Source organism: Peribacillus sp. SRI_006 (assembly GCF_057586375.1).
Map to the genome: position 1 here is coordinate 222,339 of NZ_JBYCZT010000004.1, position 20,255 is coordinate 242,593.

General features: G+C 40.9%; 23 protein-coding genes and 1 other annotated feature. Of the genes, 11 read left to right on the forward strand and 12 right to left on the reverse strand.

Annotated elements, in window-relative coordinates:
* Nucleotides 1-223 precede the first annotated feature (223 nt).
* Nucleotides 224-1,573 (reverse strand): amino acid permease, encoded by a 1,350-nt coding sequence (locus AC2YHV_RS07140; RefSeq protein WP_098186247.1) that lies wholly within the window; start codon nucleotides 1,571-1,573, stop codon nucleotides 224-226.
* A 59-nt stretch (nucleotides 1,574-1,632) separates the two neighbouring features.
* Nucleotides 1,633-1,869 (reverse strand) — a binding site (T-box leader).
* Nucleotides 1,870-2,368: 499 nt separating this feature from the next.
* Here AC2YHV_RS07140 and AC2YHV_RS07145 point away from each other — a divergent pair.
* Nucleotides 2,369-2,914 carry a hypothetical protein gene (locus tag AC2YHV_RS07145; RefSeq protein WP_487372899.1) on the forward strand — a complete coding sequence of 182 codons (546 nt, stop codon included), beginning with the start codon at nucleotides 2,369-2,371 and terminating at the stop codon, nucleotides 2,912-2,914.
* A gap of 90 nt (nucleotides 2,915-3,004) precedes the next feature.
* Entirely contained in the window at nucleotides 3,005-3,415 is a 411-nt protein-coding gene (locus tag AC2YHV_RS07150; RefSeq protein ID WP_137018635.1) for an HTH domain-containing protein, read from the forward strand.
* Between the two features lie 9 nt (nucleotides 3,416-3,424).
* Here AC2YHV_RS07150 and AC2YHV_RS07155 read toward each other — a convergent pair whose 3' ends face one another.
* Both AC2YHV_RS07155 and AC2YHV_RS07160 read right to left on the reverse strand, forming a co-directional pair.
* The gene (locus AC2YHV_RS07155) at nucleotides 3,425-3,673 is read right to left on the reverse strand and encodes a hypothetical protein (RefSeq protein WP_487372900.1); all 249 of its coding nucleotides are present in this window, start codon (nucleotides 3,671-3,673) and stop codon (nucleotides 3,425-3,427) included.
* A gap of 149 nt (nucleotides 3,674-3,822) precedes the next feature.
* Nucleotides 3,823-4,056, reverse strand: coding sequence for a hypothetical protein (locus tag AC2YHV_RS07160; RefSeq protein ID WP_487372901.1), 234 nt, complete (start codon nucleotides 4,054-4,056; stop codon nucleotides 3,823-3,825).
* Between the two features lie 187 nt (nucleotides 4,057-4,243).
* On the opposite strand from AC2YHV_RS07160, the gene AC2YHV_RS07165 reads away from it, so the two are divergent.
* A complete protein-coding gene (locus AC2YHV_RS07165) occupies nucleotides 4,244-5,407 on the forward strand; it encodes an MFS transporter (protein ID WP_487372902.1) in 1,164 nt (387 codons plus the stop codon).
* Between the two features lie 61 nt (nucleotides 5,408-5,468).
* Here the strand turns inward: AC2YHV_RS07165 and AC2YHV_RS07170 are convergent, their stop codons facing one another.
* From AC2YHV_RS07170 to AC2YHV_RS07195, 6 genes are all read right to left on the reverse strand, one after another.
* Nucleotides 5,469-5,768, reverse strand: coding sequence for a hypothetical protein (locus AC2YHV_RS07170; RefSeq protein ID WP_318269855.1), 300 nt, complete (start codon nucleotides 5,766-5,768; stop codon nucleotides 5,469-5,471).
* Between the two features lie 127 nt (nucleotides 5,769-5,895).
* Nucleotides 5,896-6,537: a response regulator transcription factor gene (locus AC2YHV_RS07175; protein ID WP_034309572.1), complete on the reverse strand. Its 642-nt coding sequence runs from the start codon at nucleotides 6,535-6,537 to the stop codon at nucleotides 5,896-5,898.
* Nucleotides 6,530-7,576 (reverse strand): sensor histidine kinase, encoded by a 1,047-nt coding sequence (locus AC2YHV_RS07180; RefSeq protein WP_034309574.1) that lies wholly within the window; start codon nucleotides 7,574-7,576, stop codon nucleotides 6,530-6,532. The genes AC2YHV_RS07175 and AC2YHV_RS07180 overlap by 8 nt, the downstream gene beginning before the upstream one ends.
* Nucleotides 7,573-8,319, reverse strand: coding sequence for a cell wall-active antibiotics response protein LiaF (gene liaF / locus AC2YHV_RS07185; protein ID WP_063575359.1), 747 nt, complete (start codon nucleotides 8,317-8,319; stop codon nucleotides 7,573-7,575). The genes AC2YHV_RS07180 and liaF overlap by 4 nt, the downstream gene beginning before the upstream one ends.
* Nucleotides 8,320-8,476: 157 nt before the next feature.
* Entirely contained in the window at nucleotides 8,477-9,112 is a 636-nt protein-coding gene (locus tag AC2YHV_RS07190) for a PspA/IM30 family protein (protein WP_034309579.1), read from the reverse strand.
* 19 nt (nucleotides 9,113-9,131) lie between these two features.
* Nucleotides 9,132-9,479, reverse strand: a complete 348-nt coding sequence (locus AC2YHV_RS07195; protein WP_063575358.1) for a lmo0954 family membrane protein — start codon at nucleotides 9,477-9,479, stop codon at nucleotides 9,132-9,134.
* A 203-nt stretch (nucleotides 9,480-9,682) separates the two neighbouring features.
* On the opposite strand from AC2YHV_RS07195, the gene AC2YHV_RS07200 reads away from it, so the two are divergent.
* Entirely contained in the window at nucleotides 9,683-10,288 is a 606-nt protein-coding gene (locus AC2YHV_RS07200; protein ID WP_487372903.1) for a hypothetical protein, read from the forward strand.
* Here the strand turns inward: AC2YHV_RS07200 and AC2YHV_RS07205 are convergent.
* The gene (locus AC2YHV_RS07205; RefSeq protein WP_487372904.1) at nucleotides 10,264-10,878 is read right to left on the reverse strand and encodes a TetR/AcrR family transcriptional regulator; all 615 of its coding nucleotides are present in this window, start codon (nucleotides 10,876-10,878) and stop codon (nucleotides 10,264-10,266) included. The two genes, AC2YHV_RS07200 and AC2YHV_RS07205, sit on opposite strands and share 25 nt — an antisense overlap.
* Nucleotides 10,879-11,049: 171 nt before the next feature.
* Between AC2YHV_RS07205 and kynU the strand changes: the two genes are divergently transcribed.
* The 6 genes from kynU (at nucleotide 11,050) to AC2YHV_RS07235 (ending at nucleotide 16,671) form a co-directional block, all read left to right on the forward strand.
* A complete protein-coding gene (kynU, locus tag AC2YHV_RS07210; protein ID WP_098866064.1) occupies nucleotides 11,050-12,327 on the forward strand; it encodes a kynureninase in 1,278 nt (425 codons plus the stop codon).
* Between the two features lie 88 nt (nucleotides 12,328-12,415).
* Nucleotides 12,416-13,837 carry an amino acid permease gene (locus AC2YHV_RS07215; RefSeq protein WP_057276868.1) on the forward strand — a complete coding sequence of 474 codons (1,422 nt, stop codon included), beginning with the start codon at nucleotides 12,416-12,418 and terminating at the stop codon, nucleotides 13,835-13,837.
* Nucleotides 13,838-13,883: 46 nt separating this feature from the next.
* The gene (kynA, locus tag AC2YHV_RS07220) at nucleotides 13,884-14,738 is read left to right on the forward strand and encodes a tryptophan 2,3-dioxygenase (RefSeq protein ID WP_063575355.1); all 855 of its coding nucleotides are present in this window, start codon (nucleotides 13,884-13,886) and stop codon (nucleotides 14,736-14,738) included.
* A 39-nt stretch (nucleotides 14,739-14,777) separates the two neighbouring features.
* The gene (gene kynB / locus AC2YHV_RS07225; RefSeq protein WP_487372905.1) at nucleotides 14,778-15,401 is read left to right on the forward strand and encodes an arylformamidase; all 624 of its coding nucleotides are present in this window, start codon (nucleotides 14,778-14,780) and stop codon (nucleotides 15,399-15,401) included.
* Nucleotides 15,402-15,548: 147 nt separating this feature from the next.
* A complete protein-coding gene (locus tag AC2YHV_RS07230; protein WP_098866059.1) occupies nucleotides 15,549-16,181 on the forward strand; it encodes a LysE family translocator in 633 nt (210 codons plus the stop codon).
* Between the two features lie 142 nt (nucleotides 16,182-16,323).
* Complete coding sequence (locus tag AC2YHV_RS07235; RefSeq protein ID WP_487372906.1) at nucleotides 16,324-16,671, forward strand: hypothetical protein; 348 nt, start codon at nucleotides 16,324-16,326, stop codon at nucleotides 16,669-16,671.
* A 40-nt stretch (nucleotides 16,672-16,711) separates the two neighbouring features.
* Here AC2YHV_RS07235 and AC2YHV_RS07240 read toward each other — a convergent pair whose 3' ends face one another.
* The gene (locus AC2YHV_RS07240; protein ID WP_098866057.1) at nucleotides 16,712-17,563 is read right to left on the reverse strand and encodes an MBL fold metallo-hydrolase; all 852 of its coding nucleotides are present in this window, start codon (nucleotides 17,561-17,563) and stop codon (nucleotides 16,712-16,714) included.
* Between the two features lie 131 nt (nucleotides 17,564-17,694).
* Nucleotides 17,695-19,122: a phospholipase D-like domain-containing protein gene (locus tag AC2YHV_RS07245; protein ID WP_487372907.1), complete on the reverse strand. Its 1,428-nt coding sequence runs from the start codon at nucleotides 19,120-19,122 to the stop codon at nucleotides 17,695-17,697.
* 196 nt (nucleotides 19,123-19,318) lie between these two features.
* Here AC2YHV_RS07245 and AC2YHV_RS07250 point away from each other — a divergent pair, with 196 nt between their 5' ends.
* Nucleotides 19,319-19,765, forward strand: a complete 447-nt coding sequence (locus AC2YHV_RS07250; protein ID WP_487372908.1) for a hypothetical protein — start codon at nucleotides 19,319-19,321, stop codon at nucleotides 19,763-19,765.
* Nucleotides 19,766-20,255 lie beyond the last annotated feature (490 nt).

Sequence of the window (20,255 nt, forward strand, 5' to 3'; positions counted from 1 at the left end):
CGCTCCGGCTTTCAATATATTAGTTTTTTTCCAAAGATTATTATACTACATTTTTCAATGGATTAACTCTTTAATCGCTAAAGTTAATGAATCCCATGAACTAGTAAAATGGATATCTCTTACTTTTAATCCGACTAAGAATACATAACGAAAGCCATGGCATATACCACGGCTTGATATGAAACTTATATGCGGGAAGGCAAAAGTGATCACTCCGCCATCTCTAGATTTTGTTATGGCGTTTTTTCCATACATACGTTAAGGAAATGAAGATGTAGATGCAAAGAGTAATGATCGTAACGACTATGGATGTCGTGAAAATGATTCCGATCAGGATCGTTATTAAAGCGATGATCGCAGCCCAAGTCGTATACGGGAACCATTTTACCCTATAGGCACTTGTTTTTCCGGACTGTTGTTTACGTGATTTCAAATGGGCGAAAGCAATGATCAACCAGATGAATAATACGGTATATCCCAGCGAACCCATTAGGAAATCGAAGGTCTTGCTTCCAGCAAATAAGGAAATCAATACACCGCCATATAAAGCGGAAGTACACATTAAGATTGCGGGAACAGGTACTTTCTTCTTGGATAAACGGGAAAAGATTTTCGGAACGCGACCATCCACGGCTTGTGTATACAGGACGCGGGATGAACCATACAACCCGGAGTTCATCGATGATATGATCGCTAATAGGACAACGGCATTCATGATATGGTCGGCACCTGGAATCCCGATCATTTGAAAGACCATTACAAACGGACTTTCCTTCACCCCGTTTACTTCATTCCAAGGAATTAAGCTAACGATGATGAAAAAAGGAATGATATAGAAAGAAATGATCCTGACCAATGTACTGCGAACGGCCTTTGGAACCACTTTTTCAGGATTTTTCGTTTCAGCTAATGTGACCCCGATGATTTCCGTACCGCCATATGAATAGATTACCACCAGCATCGCCGTGATCAAACCTGTCGATCCATTCGGAAAGAAACCGCCATGTTCGGTCAAGTTAGAAAAACCGACCGCGGTATGATCACCAAAAGTAACAAGCAGCAACAATAATCCAGCCATGATGAACACAATGATGACCGTAATCTTAATTAAAGCAAGCCAGTACTCCGTTTCAGCAAAAACCTTCACCGACAGCAAGTTAACCGCAGTAACCAAAACCGAAACAGCTAATGCCAATATCCAGATTGGATATCCGGGCAGCCAATATTGAAGGAAAATCGCCGCAACCACTGATTCGGCCGCGATATTCAACACCCACATTTTCCAATAAATCCAATCCAGGAAATAGGCAGGATACTTTCCTAAGATCGATTGGACCAAATCCCTGAATGTTCGTGCACCGCTATTGCGGACCGCCATTTCAGCTAAACCTTGCATGATGAATAATAGGATGATGCCTCCTATCAAGTACGCAAGGATTACGGAAGGGCCTGCCATATCAATGGCTGAACTGCTTCCTTTAAATAAACCTGCCCCGATGGCACCGCCTAATGCCATCATCGTAATATGCCTTGAAGTCATTGTCCTCTGTAAATTCCGTTTGTCCGTTTCCATATCCTTACCTCCCAAAAATCAAAAAAAGCATATCGTCTCTTCCTTCATAATCAAATGAAGAAAGAGACGATATGCCTTAAGCTTACCGCGGTACCACTCTTATTGGCTCTTTAAAGAACCCTGCTTTAAAAACCTTGTAACGAAGGTCAATCGTTAAAACAAAAGAATGGAATCATTCCTATCTTTCGCTTTACCACTCCCAGGCAAGTTCAAAGTATCATTGGACTGCGTTGCACCACCCCGCAGCTCTCTTCACCGAATAATGAGCTTTTACTACTCCTGTTCATTGCGTTTGAAAAATTATATCTGAATATTTTTAATAATATCCCATACTATACGGACTCAAGGTAAATTTGTCAATAACTTTCTTAGGATAATATTTTCAAAGAAACAATTGGGGGAGTTCGTGTTGAGCCAGCATTATGAAAATTGTAAAATACTATATAAAATAAAGTTGATGCTCTATCACAGCAACTTAACTAGAATTTTGATCATTTCTACCTTAGGTAATTATTTTCTTCAGTTTAATTATGCACCCCAAAGTGACTCACTGCTCATTTACTTTTATGAATCTTCTAAAGTTACTTACAAATCACAGATTAATCCTATATCAAATCTCTATATCCTTCTATAAGAAAAATTCATCGGAAATTCAAATATAAAATTCACCATATATTCTAATTTTTAAATTCCTGAATTTATTAAATTTTAAGAATTTTTTTAAAAAACCTAACTAGTTAAATAGACCTATGTTATTGTGTAGTTGAAGTGAAAATTCTACAGGGAGGTAATAGAATGAGCAAATGGTTTATGAGTATCTTAGTCGCATTTATGATTATGTCTACATCATCAGTTTTTGCAGAAGATCAACAAAAATTTGGTCCGTCTCACCTAGTATCAAACGATACAGTAGAAGGTGAAAATTCAGGTGATGACTATACTTTCTCAGTTGATTTATCGGAAATTAAATTAGCCGAAGGTGAAGTAGCTTCTATCCCTTTAGTTCTAGTTCCCACCAATTTAGATAACAACCTTATCCAACCAACATTAGCCTTTCCTGGCCCCGGAGGCATTCTAAATTTATGGGCCGAAGGAAGTAAAGTTAGATACAAAATAACTATGTCTATACCAGCTACTAGTTTTACTGGTACTATGCTTATTACAAATCTCACTTCAGGATTTTCCTCTGGGAGAACTTCAGTTTCAGGTTTTAGTGGGTCTGTTTCATATAGAGCGCTATATAATAATAGATATAGTGCACAATTAACCGGTTCAACTACTTTCCTCGGTAAAGTTGTTTCTTATACTGTTCCAAATTACATTACTTGGGTTTCTAAATAAGAGATATTTTTCAAACAATAAGTAGACAATATTATTATATTGTCTACTTCCATATATAATAGAGTTAAAAGTGAAAGAGGGTTATTCAAGATGATTGGTCATGAACCTAAAGAGTTATTAAGAACTCTGCTAAATGATTATAAAATGCCTGCAGCATCATTAAGTAAAATTACCGGAATATCTGAGCAAGTCATACTAGATTTTGCAAATGGTGAAAATATTCAACCCGCGATAACTCAAACAGAAATGATGGACCTAATAGATTTAGTGGGCCTTTTAGTCATCGGGGTGCCCTCAACCGATGCAAATGAAAGGGTCTCCGCCATAACTCAAGCACTGACCGATGAATTTGGTATACCAGTGGAGACGATTTCCTTATTCTCTAATCTTGAATGTGAAGATATCGAAGAATTCATGAAAGAAAATGCTTCTCTGTCAATTGAGAAAAGATACAGCCTTGCAGTAACCGTCCTTTTTTTGCATTATATATTTAAAAGATGATTATTTTATTTATGAAACACCACCTGGATTTGGCTTTAATTTATGCAACGGAGCTTTTCCAAGGCTAACAAAACGTTTGAGCAACCATGCTTCAGTAACACCCCATGCTGGAGACATGAGGGTGACAACTCCAAGAGTGAAGAACCACGATCTTGTGAGGATGAGTGGTTCTTTTTCCGTTTCTTGGCGAACGTAGACAGGATGAGACTGGTTGCTACTGCATAAATATCTCTTTACCATTTCCATATTTAAGTTCAATGCCTTCCCCATCTATAATTAGATGGAAAGGCCAAACCATGACCTTCTCCCTATCCATCATCAATAATTCCCACTGGAATAACCGAACACTTCTCCTGGTCACCTCATCAAATCAATATATTCATAAAAGTCCAGATTCTCCTAAACGTTTAAAACACCATCCCTAACCATGATGCAGCTACCATCAGAACCCCAACGACAATCACTATAACCGGTCCTACAACAATTAATCCAAATAGCAGTGAGCCTACTGCGTCCAGGAAGATTCGAAATGGTCCTGCTTTTTCCTTTTTATTCTGTTGCTGCGTTAATAAGTCTTCAAGATGGCCGACTTTTTTCTTCAATTGCTGCAACTCTTGAATCACTTTTGTGTCCTGGTCCATGAATTAACACCCTCTTCAATTAACAATAAGTGTTAATTCTATCATTTACATCCATATTTTAAAAGTGAGATTTACCCTCGAAACCAAATCTATTTCAAACTATTTTTTCAAATTCTGTCATCAATGATACAATAACATGGTCTGAAATCAATCCACTCTATAGAACACGTGAGGTATCATATTTTTTATGAAAGCAATACGATTATTAAAGAGTTTTAACTTTTTATATTTTGGACTGCTTGCCATTTTCATTCCGTTTCTCCCAGTCTATCTGGCTGATCAAGGTTTGCGTCCAGCCCAAATCGGATTCATCATCGGTACAGGAGGTTTTGTCACCCTCATTACCCAGCCTTTATGGGGAATGATCAGCGACAAAACAAGGACTATACGAAAAGTCCTGTTGTTACTCATCTTTTTCTCGAGCGTAATCGGTTATTTCCTCTATGATTCAAGCAGTTATCTTCAGCTCATCCTGTTTGCCATGCTGCTATATTTCTTTTTGATGCCGATCGATCCCCTGACGGAAAGCCTCAATTTTACAATGGCAGAGAAATCCGGGATCAGCTACGGCTCCATCCGGACATATGGTGCATTGGGTTATGCGGTCATATCGCTGATCACCGGCTATGTGATGTCATATTTCGGAGCGAACAGCCTTGCGTTCCTTTTTGCAGGCATAGGTTTAATCAGCTTCATTGTCAGCTGGATGATGCCTGATGCTCCCGTTTCAGGGAAACCTGTCACCTTAAGCAGCCTTAAGCATTTTTTCAGCAATAAAGAGACGCTTCTCTTTCTGTTATTGGTCTTTATCTGTGCTGTTCCAGCAAGGATGAACGATACCTTCCTTGGAGTATATATCCGGGAACTTGGAGGAAGTGCCAAGCTTGTAGGCTTGACCTGGTTCTTGGCGGCGGGAAGTGAAATCGTTGTATTCGCCCTAAGCTTTTGGTGGCTGCGCAAAGGTAAGGAAATCATCATCATTTCGTTTGCAGCAGCATTTTTCTTTATCCGTTATTTCGTCTCTGCGTGGATTACCGATCCACAGCTATTAGCTTATTTGCAAGTCATGCAGCTATTGACTTTCCCAATTTTCTACTCGGCGGCCATCCAATATCTATACCGGATTGTTCCGGTGGAATGGCGTGCCACAGGCCAGACCGTACTGGCGCTGCTATTCTTTGGGGTTTCGGGAATCATTGCTTCTTATATAGGCGGAGCCATATATGGAGCATATGGCGGGAAGACCCTTTACTTGTTCATTTCCTCCATCTCCTTTGTAGGAATGGTATTCGCTTTGGTTCTTTATCGGATATACGGAACGAGGCTCGATACCGAAGAGGAAGCTGTATAATCTAAAAAAACGGTATAAAAAAGAGCATGTTTTGAATAAAACATGCTCTTTTTACATTCCGTTAGCGAAATAAAGGGGCAACCGTCAACATTAACACAGAGGAGCAAAGCAGTATAGCAGTTGTCCTGTTTGAGAGTTTTACTTGTTTGCCATTTTTATAGAAACCTGAAAATTGAAGCCGGTTTTTATAGAGTACATAAAGTAATGGAAAAATTGCCATACCAACGATCCATCCGCCCGTGGTATTCTCTACGGTTATTCCAAAAATCGCATAGATTGAATGAATGATGAGCCCCATAATCATTCCAATAACGAAAATAATGGTGATTATACGAAATAATTCTAAAATCACTCTTAACATCATTTCACCTGCTTTTTTCCTGTAATCCGTAAAAAAAGGCTGCAATCAGCAACCTTGAATGAACTTTACAGGATGGGATATTTCCCTAAATATAACAAACTTTCCTCTATTGGTAAATAGACGCTCTTTACTCTTCTTCTTGAACGAGCGAATGCTTAAATGCGTAGATCACTGCTTGCGTGCGGTCCTGTACGGCAAGCTTGCTTAATATATTGCTGACATGCACTTTGGCGGTTTTCAGGGCTATGTATAGTTCATCGGCAATTTCCTGATTCGTTTTCCCTTGTGTCATCAGCAGTAAAATTTCCATTTCACGGTTTGTCAATTGATCATGAAGCTGGGTGATTTTAGGGCGACGCAGCTTTTCCATCATTTTTCCCGTCACTTCAGGTTCAAGTACGCTTTGACCCTGGAAAGTGGAACGGACAGCTCTCGCAATCTCGCTGGCCTTTGATGTTTTCAGCATATAGCTCGTCGCTCCGGCTTCCAATGCCGGGTACACTTTTTCATCATCCAGGAAGCTTGTCACAATGATGATTTTCGCTTCTGGCCATTTTTCAATAATTCGTTTCGTCGCTTCTATGCCGTCCATTTCCGGCATCACCAAATCCATCAAAATTACATCCGGACGCAATTCCATTGCCAGTTCTACAGCTTTCAAACCATTGTCCGCTTCCCCGATCACTTCGATATCCGACTGTGCGGATAAATAAGCCGATACCCCTATCCTTACCATTTCATGGTCATCGACAAATAATACTTTAATCATCATGATCACCTCCAGCATTTAATAATGGGATTTTCACTTCAAGTTTCGTTCCTTTATTCGGAACACTTACAATTTGCATCGTCCCGCCTAATTCAACAGCCCGTTCATGCATATTTTGCAGACCATAAGATCCCGTTTTCGACTCCTCGACGTTAAAACCGATGCCGTCATCCGTTATTCGTAAAATGATCATTCCATCACGGACGATCAATAACACTTCAAGCGAATTCGCTTTTGCATGTCTCAGCGTATTGGAAATCGATTCTTGTAAAATCCGAAACAGATGGTCCTCAATCCCCTTATCCAGAGTGACAGGCTCCATCTTCCAATTTATATCCATCGTTACTTTTTGGGCCAATTCCAAAAGAAGCTCCTTCATTCCTTCATGTAGAGATTTTCCCTTTAATGCAACAGGCCTCAAGTGAAGCAATAACGCCCTCATCTCAAGCTGGGATTGATGGATCATTTCTTCCACTACCTTGAATTGTTTCATTTCCGTTTTTTCCATATCGGATTGTGATTCGGTGATGGCCGACATGAACATTGAAGCGGCAAACAATTGCTGGCTCACCGAATCATGCAGCTCCCGCGCTAAACGGTTTCGTTCCTGGGAAACGATTTCCTGGATCTGTTTCTCCTGATCAATGGCCTTTTCATTCGCCATTTTTTGCGATAATTTAGTCTGCTCATTGATTTGCTTATAGATCAGTTGCATCCGTTCCTCCATTTTAGCCATCTCTTGAATTGGATACGTTTCCTGTTGCGAGGGTAAGCGGCCCTGTTCAAGGAAATGCAGACCTTCATCCACCCTTTCAAGCTGTCTCTTCCAAAACATCCCCGAAACGACTCCATAAATCAGCCCTACCGTCATGACCAGGCTTGGCAAAAATATGACGAAGGGTAATCCCATGACCACTTTCTCCCACAATACACTCCAATCGGATAAAGGAAAGATGAAGAAAACCATCGCCGGCAAAGCAAGGGAAAGAACGAAAGCAACACCAAGGGCAGTCAATATCTGCCGTGTCATTATGCTCATATCCGCTTCACCTCTAAATCGCCAACTAAGATTGAAGTGATGATATGAACCTTGTGATCCGTTTCATTGAACCCTTCCGTTTGGTAGGAATAAATTTGATTAAAGACCCTGGATTCAGGTTTATTTTCAAAAATCCGCGCCCTGCCCGCAATGACAGAATGATGGACCCTGATTTCGATGCCATACGGTACAAGGACGGTGATATTGCCAATGATATTCCTGATCGAAATGACAGCATCGCCTTTCGGTAAAATCGTTTTGCTTAAATCGATAACCGTATCACCGACCCCGCCCTGAACATTCACGGAATTCCATTCATATACATGTTCGGTCGTTTGTTGATGACCAAACAACTTATTTTTAAATAGATAATCGGTTTTCAGCAGTCGTTCCTTATTGATCTTTTCTTCGTCCGAATCATCATTGGTTATAATGGGACTGACCCAGTCAGGATTCTTTTTGGACTGATAATATAAAAACAAAAGATAAATGAGGATCGCCATTAGGAAAAATTTAAAGACGAACATATTCAAGACATTGATGATAAGCGAAATCAGCCCTATAAAAAATAGGATTTTCCCGATTGTCCGTTTTGTGAATTTCCTGCCTAAATAGATGCATCCTATTGAAAAAGCGAGGGAAAAAAGGAGACCTCCACCCGTAAATGCAATCTCTAAAAAAATCAGGACGACTCCGATGAGAAGTATCCATCCCATATAGTCCGTCTTCATCTTGTTCAACATCGGTTCGCCTCCCCTTTATATGATCACGATATTCTTAAAAGGCACAGAAACCCGTGCCTTTTAAGAATACCATGAAATTGTCACGTTCTGACAGCCTGTTTTCCCCCGCCCTCCATTCCAAAAGGCGAGGGGATGACAGAGATTCCTTAAAAAAACTTTACGCTTCTTTCTGTTCCAATTCTTTTTCAAGCTGAACAATCCTGGCATCGATCGTATGCCGATTATAATCTGTATGGACCTGGTGCTCGATGCGATCGATATAATGCTCCATTTCTTCAAACATCGCTACCGGTTTGGCTTCGGAACTGCCTCCGTCCAAAACCCGATTGATCCGGTTGTTTGCCCGGGCAATATTTTCCCTGCCCATCAGTTCCAACCGCTTTAGATGCATATCCTTCAGCTTATGTTTCATTTCTTCATATTTCCGCTCCAGCTCAGCCAACTGAACCTCTGCACTTTTATGCGCCTCTTTCAAACTTTGCGCACGCTCTTCATAGTGCAGGCTTTCCTTTACAGCAAACTCCATCAAATCGGTCTCTCCCGACTGCTTGGCAATCTCAGCCTGATGCTTACGTTTTTCAGCCAGATTTTGCGCTTGATTATATTCACGCGTAAACTCTTCTTTCAGAAGATACTGACGTTCAAGCAACTTACCGACCTTTTCCGTCTCCTGCTCACATTGACGCAAATATTGATTTAACATCCCAATTGGATTTTTTTGCTCCTTTTTATCCAACAGATCGTGAAAATCAGCCGAAATCGTTTGTTTCATTCTTGAAAATAAATTACCCATTCCAATTACATCCCTTCTATTAGTTCTTATTCAACTCTTTCCACTCTCTTTCAAAATTTGAGAATGGGTCACTTTCTTTCGATGGAGCACTTTCATCATTTTCATTCCATTTTTTATAAACCAGGTAAAGAACATAAGCTGCCACCAGTCCCAATATTGCCGGGATATGGGAAATAGAAACGATCAGCACGATAATGGAGACTGATCCCCACGCAATCTTCGCCCCTGTCGATTCGGACTTCATGAACTGCTTGAACCCAAAGTATAGGATCGCCAAGCAAATCGCCAGGCTGATCAGTGGACCAACGTTCGCCAGCAACAGGAAAAGTGCGATCAGTCCTACAATAAATAAACCAAACTTCTTCATTGTTTTCGTCCTCCTTTCTATGTTTATATCTTATCTACTTTTACAAGTTCGTATAATGAGCCTTAGCTATATTTTCTAGTAAGACTTAAGGCGTAGACGCTATAAGTCCGATGCTAATGAGGAGGGTATTTTACTCGGGAATTTGCACCTTACTTGTAAGTTTGAGCGATATATTCGTGGGTTTGAGTGATATATAGGTGAATTTGAGCGATATATACCAGAGTTTGAGCGATATACTCCTGAGTTTGAGCAATTTACTCGTGAGTTTGGGCAGTTTACTCGTGAGTTTGAGCAGTTTACTCGTGAATTTTGCTGTTTTACTCGTGAATTTGGGCAATTTACTCGTGAATTTTGCTGTTTTACTCGTGAATTTGCATTTACTCCTGAGTTTGGGCACTTTACTCGTGAGTTTCCGCTACTTACTCGTGAGTTTGGGCACTTTACTCGTGAATTTGGGCAGTTTACTCGTGAATTATGCGGTTTTACTCGTGAATTTGCATTTACTCCTGAGTTTAGACAGTTTACTCGTGAGTTTCCGCTATTTACTCGTGAGTTTGGGCACTTTACTCGTGAATTCCGCGGCTTTACACGTGAGTTTGGGCACTTTACTCGTGAATTTTGCTGTTTTACTCGTGAGTTTGGGCAGTTTACTCGTGAATTTTGCTGTTTTACTCGTGAGTTTGGGCAGTTTACTCGTGAATTTGCGCTATTTACTCGTGAGTTTTGAAAATAAAAAAATCTTCCGATTGTATATAATCGGAAGATTGGTTAGCTGCCATCATCATTACACATATAAGCCTTCGACGTAGACTGAGGTGATGGTTTGAGCGATTTCTTCTACTGAACTTTGATGTTCGTTTCGCACGATTTCCCATAGATACATTTCGTTTGTGAAAAACCATCCTCTTGCGACAAGCTCATGGTTTAGTTCAGCTCTAGCCAGTCCATTTTGCTGTGCATAGGCCACGTCTTTTGAGATTCGCTGAATGAACTTCATGCGGATCGCTTTCCATTTATCTGAAATAATGGTTGATATCCCAATGGCCTGTTCGAAGACCTGCATCATGTTGCGTTCAGCTTCTGCCATTTTCAAAAATGCATTAGCTTGTCTGTTGATGATATGTTTTGCCTCGTCTTTTGATTTTGGAAAGAAAGAGGTCTCGGCAATTTCATAGAATTGCTCCATTACATTTTCCATTAATACAATTAACAGATCCTCTTTCCCTTTAAAATGAACATAGGCTGTCCCGTATCCGATGTTTGCTCTTTTGATCATTTGGGAAATAAGCGCAGCTTGATAACCTTCTTCAAGAAATATTTCCTTTGCAGCTTCCAATAGCTTTTGTCGTGTCATGATCGAGCGTAAATGCCGTTTATCCCCTGTTTTGCTATACTCCATGCTTATTCCTCCCTTTATCTTCTAGCATAAAGGATTTCCATAAAATAAAAAACATTTGTTGGAATGTCAGCTTGAATGTTTATAATTTTCTGAATTAACTTATTGACACCGTGTCATATTCTTTGGTACGATTCTCCTAGAATTTAAAAAAACTAATATAGGGGGATGATTATGGTTTCTGAATATACATTGGATCACGCTAAACAAATGGATGAGAATGATACGCTTAAAGGTTTTCGGGAAGAGTTTTATTTAAAACCGGATTCCATCTATATGGATGGAAACTCATTGGGGCTTCTTTCGAAAAGGGCTGAACGCACACTTCTGGAGTCTTTGGAAGATTGGAAAGAGCATGGGATTGATGGATGGACGCAAGGGAATCACCCATGGTTTTTCATGGCTGAGAAATTGGGCGCGAAGATGTCCCAATTGGTCGGAGCTTCTCCCGAGGAAGTTATAGTAACCGGCTCCACAACTGTAAATCTGCATCAGCTTGTCGCTACATTTTATAAGCCTGAAGGAATGCGCAGAAAGATTTTGGCTGATGAATTAACCTTCCCGACTGATATTTATGCTCTTCAAAGTCAGCTGCGTACACATGGATACGATCCGGAAACCGATCTCATCCGCGTGAAAAGCCGTGATGGCCGATTTCTTGAAGAGGATGACATCATCGAAGCAATGACCGATGACATCGCTTTGATCATCTTGCCAACGGTCCTGTATCGCAGCGGTCAAATACTGGATATGAAACGATTGACTGATGAAGCTCATAAAAGAGGCATTGTAATCGGATTTGACGGATGTCATTCCATCGGTGCAATCCCGCATTCATTCAGCGAATGGGATGTGGATTTTGCGTATTGGTGTAATTATAAACATTTAAATGGCGGTCCTGGCGGTGTTGGCGGTTTATATGTAAATCGAAAACATTTTGGGACGATGCCTGGATTGGCTGGATGGTTCGGCTCCAAAAAAGATAAACAATTCGATATGGAACATACTTTAACACCAGCTGAATCAGCAGGAGCTTATCAAATTGGCACGCCGCATGTGTTAAGCTGTGCACCTTTGATTGGGTCTTTGGACATTTTCATAGAAGCTGGAATTGAAAATATTCGTGAAAAATCCCTGAAAATCAATCAATATTTAATGGATTTAGTCGAATTCGAATTGGAAGACATGGGATTTTTCATTGGAACTCCCAGAGATGACATCCGCCGCGGGGGTCATGTAAGCCTAGAGCATAAAGAAGCTGCACGGATATGCAAGGCATTGAAAGAGAACGGTGTCATTCCCGATTTCCGTGCACCTAACATCATTCGCCTCGCCCCGGTTGCACTCTATACTTCTTATGCGGAAGTTTGGGAAGTTGTACAAATACTCAAGAAAATCATGTCAGAAAAACAATATGAAAAATACAAGAATGAGCGTGAAGTGGTCGCATAACCCGGAGTTCCGCCAGAGGGGGCTCATCCCTCAAATGGTTAATTAATTAGGGCAGGATAAAATCTTTTTGATAAAAAGGAGATGAACTATGGAGAAAAACAATACTCAATTGAACTTTAAAGATGAGCCAGAAAAAGGATTAAAGCGAGAGCTGAAAACAAGTCAGCTCTCCATGATCGCGATGGGCTGTGCCATCGGGACGGGGCTATTTCTTGGCAGCGGACTTGCGATTCAAGCGGCAGGGCCAAGTGTATTGCTCAGCTATGCTCTTGGGGCGTTCATTGTCTTACTATTGATGGGCTGTTTAGCCGAGATGACGGTTGCCCACCCTACTTCCGGATCTTTTGGGGCCATTGCGGAAAAGTACATGAGTCCAATGGCAGGCTATCTTGTCCGCTATTCCTATTGGATTGGCAATGTTTTGGCTGTTGGGGTTGAAGTAAGTGCAGTCAGCGTATATATGAATTATTGGTTTCCGAACGTGCCGGGAATCGTATGGATTTTGTTGTTTGCAGGTGTCCTGATTTATGTAAATGCTACCAGCGTGAATACATTCGCGACATTTGAGTATTGGTTCTCCTTTATTAAAATAAGTGCCATTGTTGGTTTTATCCTACTTGGAGCCTATGTACTGTTCGGTTCATCCGAACAGCCGCATATAGGACCGGAAAACTTCGTGAATGAAGGCGGTTTTTTCCCATTTGGTTTGAAGGGGATGTGGATAGCCGTATTTATTTCTTTATTCAGCTTTCTTGGAACTGAATTGATAGCGGTTACATCAGGGGAGGCAAAAGATCCCGATGCCGCCGTCCCAAAAGCATTAAAAGCGACTGTGTTCCGTTTATCCACTTTCTATGTGCTGACAATCGGCATCATGCTGATGATCGTTCCTTGGAAAACGGCCGGGATCGAGGTAAGCCCATTCGTAAAAGTGATGGAAATCCTGAACATTCCAGGTGCATCCGGGATCATGAACTTTATTATTCTAACGGCTGCCATATCTGCCATGAACGCTCAGCTCTATGCTTCAACACGGATGATGTTTTCATTGGCACGCGGAAAACATGCACCTACTTTTTTAGGAAAGTTAAACAAAAGCGGTGTTCCTACGAAAGCCCTTGCTGTCTCTTCAACGGGGATTTTCATCGCTGCAGGCGTTCATGCGTTACTTCCTGGTTCATCCTATGCTTTCATGATGGGGATTTCCATGTTCGGTGCCATGTTCACATGGCTCATGATCTTCATTTCCCATTTGTTTTTCAGGGTGAAATGGGAGAAAACCGGCGGACGCAAATTACCTGTTAGGATGATCGGCTTCCCCTATTTAACGATACTAGGAGCCGTTCTTCTATTCAGTTTGATGATTACGTCATGGTTTACGGATTTCAAAATCATGCTTCAATTCGGGATTCCTTGGTTACTTTTTTTAGCTGTTGCTTATTTTATTTCAAAAGGAAGAAATATTAACCATAATGTAATGGAAGAATCTCTGGAAAAGAAGATAGAATAGAATGGCGGAATAAATAGTTTTTTGCGAAAAGTGAGGAGATTGCGGAATGAAGAATACAGATAAAAATGAACAAACAATAACGGGTCTAGAGAAAGAAATTCAAACCGACTTTCAAAAATCGATGTCATACGGAGATTACCTCCACCTTGATAAGATTTTAACCAGTCAGCATAGATGCTCCGATCATCATGATGAAATGCTATTTATCGTTATCCATCAGGCGAGTGAGCTATGGATGAAGCTCATTTTACATGAATTGACAGCAGCAACAGAGTCCATCCGCCAAAACAAGTTGGAACCCTCGTTTAAAATGCTGTCGCGGGTTTCGAGGATTCAGCAGCAATTGATCCAGTCATGGAATGTCCTTTCAACTTTAACACCGGCTGAATACATGGAGTTCAGGGATAAACTGGGACAATCTTCCGGATTCCAATCTTACCAGAATCGTTTGATTGAATTTGCATTAGGAAACAAGAATGTCCATACGCTATCCGTCTATCAGCACCAAACGGATTTATACGAGCAAATGCAGCAGGCCCTTCATGAGCCAAGTATATATGACGCGGCGATCAATGCTCTTGTGGCACGCGGATTACCTATTGATCAAGAAGCCCTCAGCAGGGATTGGTCCCAAAGATATGAACCAAATGCCAGTGTAGAAGAGGCATGGCTGACAGTTTACCGCGATGTTGAGCAATATTGGGACTTATATGAGCTGGGCGAGAAGTTAGTGGACATCGGCCATCAACAGCAATTATGGCGTTTTAATCATATGACCACAGTGGAAAGGATCATTGGTAATAAACAAGGAACGGGCGGATCATCAGGTGTGACGTATTTAAAAAGAGCACTGGATCAACACTTTTTCCCAGAACTATGGAGTCTAAGAACGAAGCTATAAGATATTCAAGAAACAGCCAGAAGAACTGGAGGTAAATGCATGGGGACATGGATTGATATTTCACAACGTCTGGATGATAACGTTGCAGTCTGGCCTGGAGATACACCTTTCTCTTATAAAGTCAATTGGAGTAAAGAACAGAGCGGATCTGTCAATGTAGGTCAAATCAATATGAGTATCCATACCGGGACCCATATTGATGCACCTTTTCATTTTGATGATGATGGAAAAAGAGTGATTGATTTGGATCTCGACTTATATATGGGAAATGCCCGAGTTATCCAATTACCAAACAAGACAAGCATCGGAGTCAACGAATTATCCCATATAGATCTACAAGGTGTTACCCGTCTGTTAATTCGCACGGATGCATGGAAGGATCGAAGTGTGTTTCCACAAACCATTCCACATATCCAACCAGAATTAGCGGCATATCTTTCAGAACACGGCGTCCGTCTTATTGGACTTGATTTACCATCAGTAGATCCACTGGATAGTAAAGAGCTGTCTGCCCACCATGAACTTGCCGATCATGGCATTCACATTTTGGAAGGACTTGTATTAGACGGCATCGGACCGGGTAATTATGAGTTGGCAGCCCTCCCTCTTCCTTTAGTTGAAGCGGATGGAAGTCCGGTACGTGCTGTGTTGAAAAAGCCCTAAATAAAATGTTTTCAAAAAACGAGCCAGATCAAAAACTGATTTGGCTTGTTTTTTGTTGTAATCATCAGCTATCAAATTTATCTCCCTAAACCACGTGCATCTATGTTATAATTTTCAGAATTCATCACTAAGAGTGGAGGTCCGAATATGGAAAACTTTTATTTATTCATCATCATGTGCATCCTTCTCATCATCTTACCCGGTCCAGATACAGCAATAGCCACAAGGAACACCGTTACCGTGGGGACTTCGGGAGGTTTTAAAACGATGTTCGGCACATGCTGTGCCCTGCTCATTCATACATCTGCTGCCGTGTTCGGACTTTCAGCGATCATTGTGAAATCCGCTTTATTATTTTCCATCTTCAAATATGCCGGTGCCGTTTACTTGGTATATCTAGGCTTCAAGACACTATGGGGATTAAGGAATAAGCAAGTGGCCGCAGCGGCGGAAACGACGGTCAAAAGTAAGTACGAAAACCAGTCATGCTTTAAGCAAGGATTCCTTACCAATCTGCTGAACCCTAAAGTGGCCGTCTTCTTTTTAACGTTTTTGCCTCAATTCGTGAATCCGGGGAATGATACGTTTTTACCGTTCCTGATCATGGGCATGACGTATACCGTTTTAACTGCGTTGTGGTTTGTATTTTATATCTATCTGCTGAACCAGATCAGTGCTTTTATGAAAAAGCCTAGAACCCAAGCGATATTCGAGGGAATAACCGGGACGGTCTTGATTGGTTTCGGGATAAAACTAGCTCTAGAAAAAGCTCATAATTAATTTGAACTGCACCCTAATTGTTAGACATTGGAGGTGCAGTTTTAATATATCTGGGTTCTGGTACAGGTGTAGGGATTTAAGTGCTTGCTGAGTTATTTTACAAAACCATAATTTGGTTTTTAATGCAAGGAGGAAAAAGAACATGACAAACATTGAAGTTAAGAAAACAAAAGATATCGGATTAGGTTCACTTTCTTTCGTGCTATGTTTATTGGGAATATTGTTTACGTTTGAATTTGGCGATAAATCTTGCATGGGAGATCATATTTTACATACTATCGGACTTAGCGCATGGTCAAATGGAGATTCAGGTATTCATTATACTGTGTTCTATTCGGCTATATTTTTCATCCCCTCCTTTATTATTGGTCATATATATCCTGATAATAGAGGAGCAAAAGCAGGAAAAATCATATCAGGCATCCTATCAGTTCTTATCCTTTCAGCACTAATAACGCTTATTATCTCTTATTTATCGGCCTGGGTATGAGCCCAATAATGCCGAGCTCATACCCCACTTTAGAGTTCAGTCACTCAACATACCCATTCACGAAAAATCCAATCGTTTCGAGCTCGTCTTCAGTTAAACCCCGCTTTAATTCTTTAGCCAATTCCTGCTCCATTAAAGCCCGGTTTCCCCGATGTTCGACCACTGCTCTGGCACATTCTTTCATTAGCTTAAGCTCCGCCTCCATCTCCAGTTTCGTGCGAGGCTGATCATGATGGGAAAGTATATAGGTTTCGGCATCATAGGCTTCTATTTTCTTAAGAAGCAGCAAAGCCTGTTCAGCCGTATAATTCCATTTTTCCGCATAAAGATTGGCATACAGGCAGTCTCCCAGAAATAAGGTCTTTTCCTCCTGTATATAAATGATGCAGGAATCATTGGCATGGTCGCCGCCGACATGTTCGATGACACAGGTTATATTGCCTAGATCGATCGTCATCGTTTTTTCAAAGATGATATCGGGCAGGGGAAGGGAAATCTCTCTATTCGTCCCATGTTCCAATTTGATTGCATCGGCACAAAAGGCAATCTCCGTCCCTTCTTCGACACGTTGATCAAGGGCCCGATCTTCCCATGAAAGCTGCTGCATATCTTTAATGCTCTTGTATGTTTTTTCCTGACAAATCACCGGAATCTCGATATTCTCCAATCCGAATACATGGTCCCAGTGGGAATGGGTAAGCACGAGGAGATTCCCGCTTATATCATTCCGGTGCAATTCGTCCTCAAAAAGCTGTGCATGCCTGACAGAGTTACCGGCATCGATGATGAGCGTTTTCTTGTTTCCCGTCACGGCGGCAAGAACCGGGCGATCCGTTTCCTGAACTGGCGGCAGGTAGGCAATATGTTTCGATAGGTGTTGTAATGTTTGCATGTTTCCGTTCTCCTTAATTGTTGTAGTTAGCTTGCTCAAGTATAGCAAATTACATATGTATTCATAAGATAATCTCCGCAAAAGGATAAAAAGACAACAATCACTGTGATTGCTGTCTTTTTAGTCATGTTTCAAATGAACCTATTGAAATATACCGTAATTTTCGATAGGGCATTTAAAAAGGTGGCCTTAAAAAAAGACTCTTCCCTTTTTTGATCTTCCGGCGGTTGTATATATTTTTTATTGTCCGCAATGAGTGTACTATTTTTGATCTTTGAATCGATGGCTCCTATTAACTGTGATGCAAATCTTTCACTATCGATGACCACCATCGATTCTGTATTTAAAAAGGCAGATCGAGAATCCAAATTGTAGGAACCCACTGCACTTAATCGTTGATCATAGACAATCGATTTACCATGCAAAGAATAAGGCTTTGAATATTCATATACCCTTGCCCCCGTCTCAACGACGCGATCCCTAAAAGCCAAGTAACCGGAAAAAGCGATCATGTTCGGGGTTGAGGCAGCCGAGTTGGTAAGTATGGTCCAATCAGCCTTTGAATCCAATTGCTTAGGTACATATTCCTTCAAGGCATCCGCAGGGACAATATAGGGGCTTTGGATGTATACCGATTGATTGGCGTTCGCGGCAATACCCAATAAAGATCTCCACACTATAGGGTATTTGTTGAACCGTTCGATCGGATTATGAATGAAGGACACTTTTTTAGTAGGTGTTGTTGCCTTGCTCCAATCGACGACTGGTTTCACGAAATCGGTTTCAGTGCGCAAAGCTTTGCTGTATTTTTTCACTAATGCATTTCTTTCGCGTTTTCCTTTTTCCATTTGCCTTTTTGACAGGTCCGAAAAAACATCGCTCGTAAACGGATGGGTCCATAATTCATTCAAATAGTCCTTCATTTCAACGATTACACTATCTTTCTCCTCTTTAGCATTGAAAATGAGTACATCCCTGTCATAGACAAAATTCCTCGGCGGCTTGCTTGCTAAGTACTTATCGGCAATATTCCTCCCTCCGATGATGCCTAGCTTTCCATCTACCGTGATGATTTTGTCATGAAGGCGATTATGCCAGGTCCACGGCTTAAATGGCTTAAAGGTTTCATAGTATCTTAATTCAATGTTTTCATGTGAAGCCAATGCATAACGGGCACTGCTTAATTGGCCTCTAAGCCCATGAGCCATTCCATCCAGAAGGATTCTGACTTTGACACCTCTGTCAGCCGCATCAATCAAGGCTCCAAGAAAAAGCTCGGTTGATTCACCTTTTCCAAAAGCATAGTAGGCGATATCGATTGAATGCTTTGCTTCCTGGATCATTCGCATTCTTGCGAGTCCAGACTCATAACCGTCTTCGAAAAGAAGGACACGATCCACGGTAGCTTCCTTCTCTCCCATATATTCACTTACCTGTTTAATCGGCCTGTCTTCTTCCTTTTCTGCTTTGGGGAAAAGAACAACAGCCGTCACAACTACATAAAGGAAATATAATAGAAGAACAAGCATTAATCCCTTTATTGCCGTTTTTACAGTCATTGAGCACCCCCCTTTAAGCGATATTTTATTACTATTCGTAAAATGCAAAGACTCTATTCAACATCGGCAGGTTTGATACACACGACGGGGCAGCGAGCGGCGATGAGTGGAACCGGAAGAATTTTTTTCCTTTTAAATGTGACAAAGTGGTGAACATGAAAGCAGTTGCATAATATGATATAGAAGGAGGGATTTCATGCTTAAACAACCTGATAGAATAAGTATCTTCAATTATTGTTTTGCATTAGGGGTATCAGAGGTTTTCTTTTTATCCAGCTTTTATCTTTCCATTCTTGACGTTTCATTATTTGCGATCGCTTTGCCATTTTCCGCTTTATTTCTAATGTTCTCCTTGTACCTATTCCTTCGAACGCACAAAGCAGTTAAGACCTTACCCAACCAGGATGAACGAAGAAGGGAAATACATGCATTCTATCATCAATCTTTCGGGATTTTCACGATCATTTTTTTCACTTTACTTTTTGTTGCATTAGCCTTCATTCCCTTGCTCGATAGCGGAGGGCATCTCTATCTTCTTTATTGTTTACCGATGGCCTTGCTTTGTATGATTCCTGCGATTGTTTCTTATAAAGGGATGAAATCATTCAAACTGGAAAACGGCAAGAATTTAACGAAAATCTAATTGATTTTACTTTTATTCAAGATTACATCCAGGTTTTTTAGTTGAATGTATAGGGAAAATGAGGATATAATAATAAATATAAAAAAAAGACACTGGTTAAACCAGCGTCTCAATGAACAGCAAACTGCATAAAGAGCAGCGGCTTTCTGTGGTAAGTCAGTTGCTACTCGATCATGAAAGTAACCCTTTTCCTACATACATCTGGCCGGATGGTATGGAGGGGGTTACTTTTTTAATGTAACCGCGATTACTGCGACGATTAAAGAGGCAAATGAAATCATTAGCATCAGTCCGTCCATAATAGAAATCACCAGCGACACCCCCTTTCTGAAAAGGAGTGACCGCTGCCCACTATACCAAATTGCTGTCCATTTACTATTATATCTGTATTTACTTGTTATTTATAGCCAAAAATAGATGCATTTAGTCTTCTTGATGCTTTACATAAAAAAAATCCCACTTAAAGTGAGAACCATTTTTGCATGTAGCA

Excerpts from the sequence above, each read along its gene's own strand:
- AC2YHV_RS07140 (WP_098186247.1), bottom strand. The coding sequence starts at position 1,573 with ATGGAAACGGACAAACGGAATTTACAGAGGACAATGACTTCAAGGCAT.
- AC2YHV_RS07145 (WP_487372899.1), top strand. The coding sequence starts at position 2,369 with ATGAGCAAATGGTTTATGAGTATCTTAGTCGCATTTATGATTATGTCT.
- AC2YHV_RS07150 (WP_137018635.1), top strand. The coding sequence starts at position 3,005 with ATGATTGGTCATGAACCTAAAGAGTTATTAAGAACTCTGCTAAATGAT.
- AC2YHV_RS07160 (WP_487372901.1), bottom strand. The coding sequence starts at position 4,056 with ATGGACCAGGACACAAAAGTGATTCAAGAGTTGCAGCAATTGAAGAAA.
- AC2YHV_RS07165 (WP_487372902.1), top strand. The coding sequence starts at position 4,244 with ATGAAAGCAATACGATTATTAAAGAGTTTTAACTTTTTATATTTTGGA.
- AC2YHV_RS07170 (WP_318269855.1), bottom strand. The coding sequence starts at position 5,768 with ATGTTAAGAGTGATTTTAGAATTATTTCGTATAATCACCATTATTTTC.
- AC2YHV_RS07175 (WP_034309572.1), bottom strand. The coding sequence starts at position 6,537 with ATGATTAAAGTATTATTTGTCGATGACCATGAAATGGTAAGGATAGGG.
- AC2YHV_RS07180 (WP_034309574.1), bottom strand. The coding sequence starts at position 7,576 with ATGAGCATAATGACACGGCAGATATTGACTGCCCTTGGTGTTGCTTTC.
- liaF (WP_063575359.1), bottom strand. The coding sequence starts at position 8,319 with ATGTTGAACAAGATGAAGACGGACTATATGGGATGGATACTTCTCATC.
- AC2YHV_RS07190 (WP_034309579.1), bottom strand. The coding sequence starts at position 9,112 with ATGGGTAATTTATTTTCAAGAATGAAACAAACGATTTCGGCTGATTTT.
- AC2YHV_RS07195 (WP_063575358.1), bottom strand. The coding sequence starts at position 9,479 with ATGAAGAAGTTTGGTTTATTTATTGTAGGACTGATCGCACTTTTCCTG.
- AC2YHV_RS07205 (WP_487372904.1), bottom strand. The coding sequence starts at position 10,878 with ATGGAGTATAGCAAAACAGGGGATAAACGGCATTTACGCTCGATCATG.
- kynU (WP_098866064.1), top strand. The coding sequence starts at position 11,050 with ATGGTTTCTGAATATACATTGGATCACGCTAAACAAATGGATGAGAAT.
- AC2YHV_RS07215 (WP_057276868.1), top strand. The coding sequence starts at position 12,416 with ATGGAGAAAAACAATACTCAATTGAACTTTAAAGATGAGCCAGAAAAA.
- kynA (WP_063575355.1), top strand. The coding sequence starts at position 13,884 with ATGAAGAATACAGATAAAAATGAACAAACAATAACGGGTCTAGAGAAA.
- kynB (WP_487372905.1), top strand. The coding sequence starts at position 14,778 with ATGGGGACATGGATTGATATTTCACAACGTCTGGATGATAACGTTGCA.
- AC2YHV_RS07230 (WP_098866059.1), top strand. The coding sequence starts at position 15,549 with ATGGAAAACTTTTATTTATTCATCATCATGTGCATCCTTCTCATCATC.
- AC2YHV_RS07235 (WP_487372906.1), top strand. The coding sequence starts at position 16,324 with ATGACAAACATTGAAGTTAAGAAAACAAAAGATATCGGATTAGGTTCA.
- AC2YHV_RS07240 (WP_098866057.1), bottom strand. The coding sequence starts at position 17,563 with ATGCAAACATTACAACACCTATCGAAACATATTGCCTACCTGCCGCCA.
- AC2YHV_RS07245 (WP_487372907.1), bottom strand. The coding sequence starts at position 19,122 with ATGACTGTAAAAACGGCAATAAAGGGATTAATGCTTGTTCTTCTATTA.
- AC2YHV_RS07250 (WP_487372908.1), top strand. The coding sequence starts at position 19,319 with ATGCTTAAACAACCTGATAGAATAAGTATCTTCAATTATTGTTTTGCA.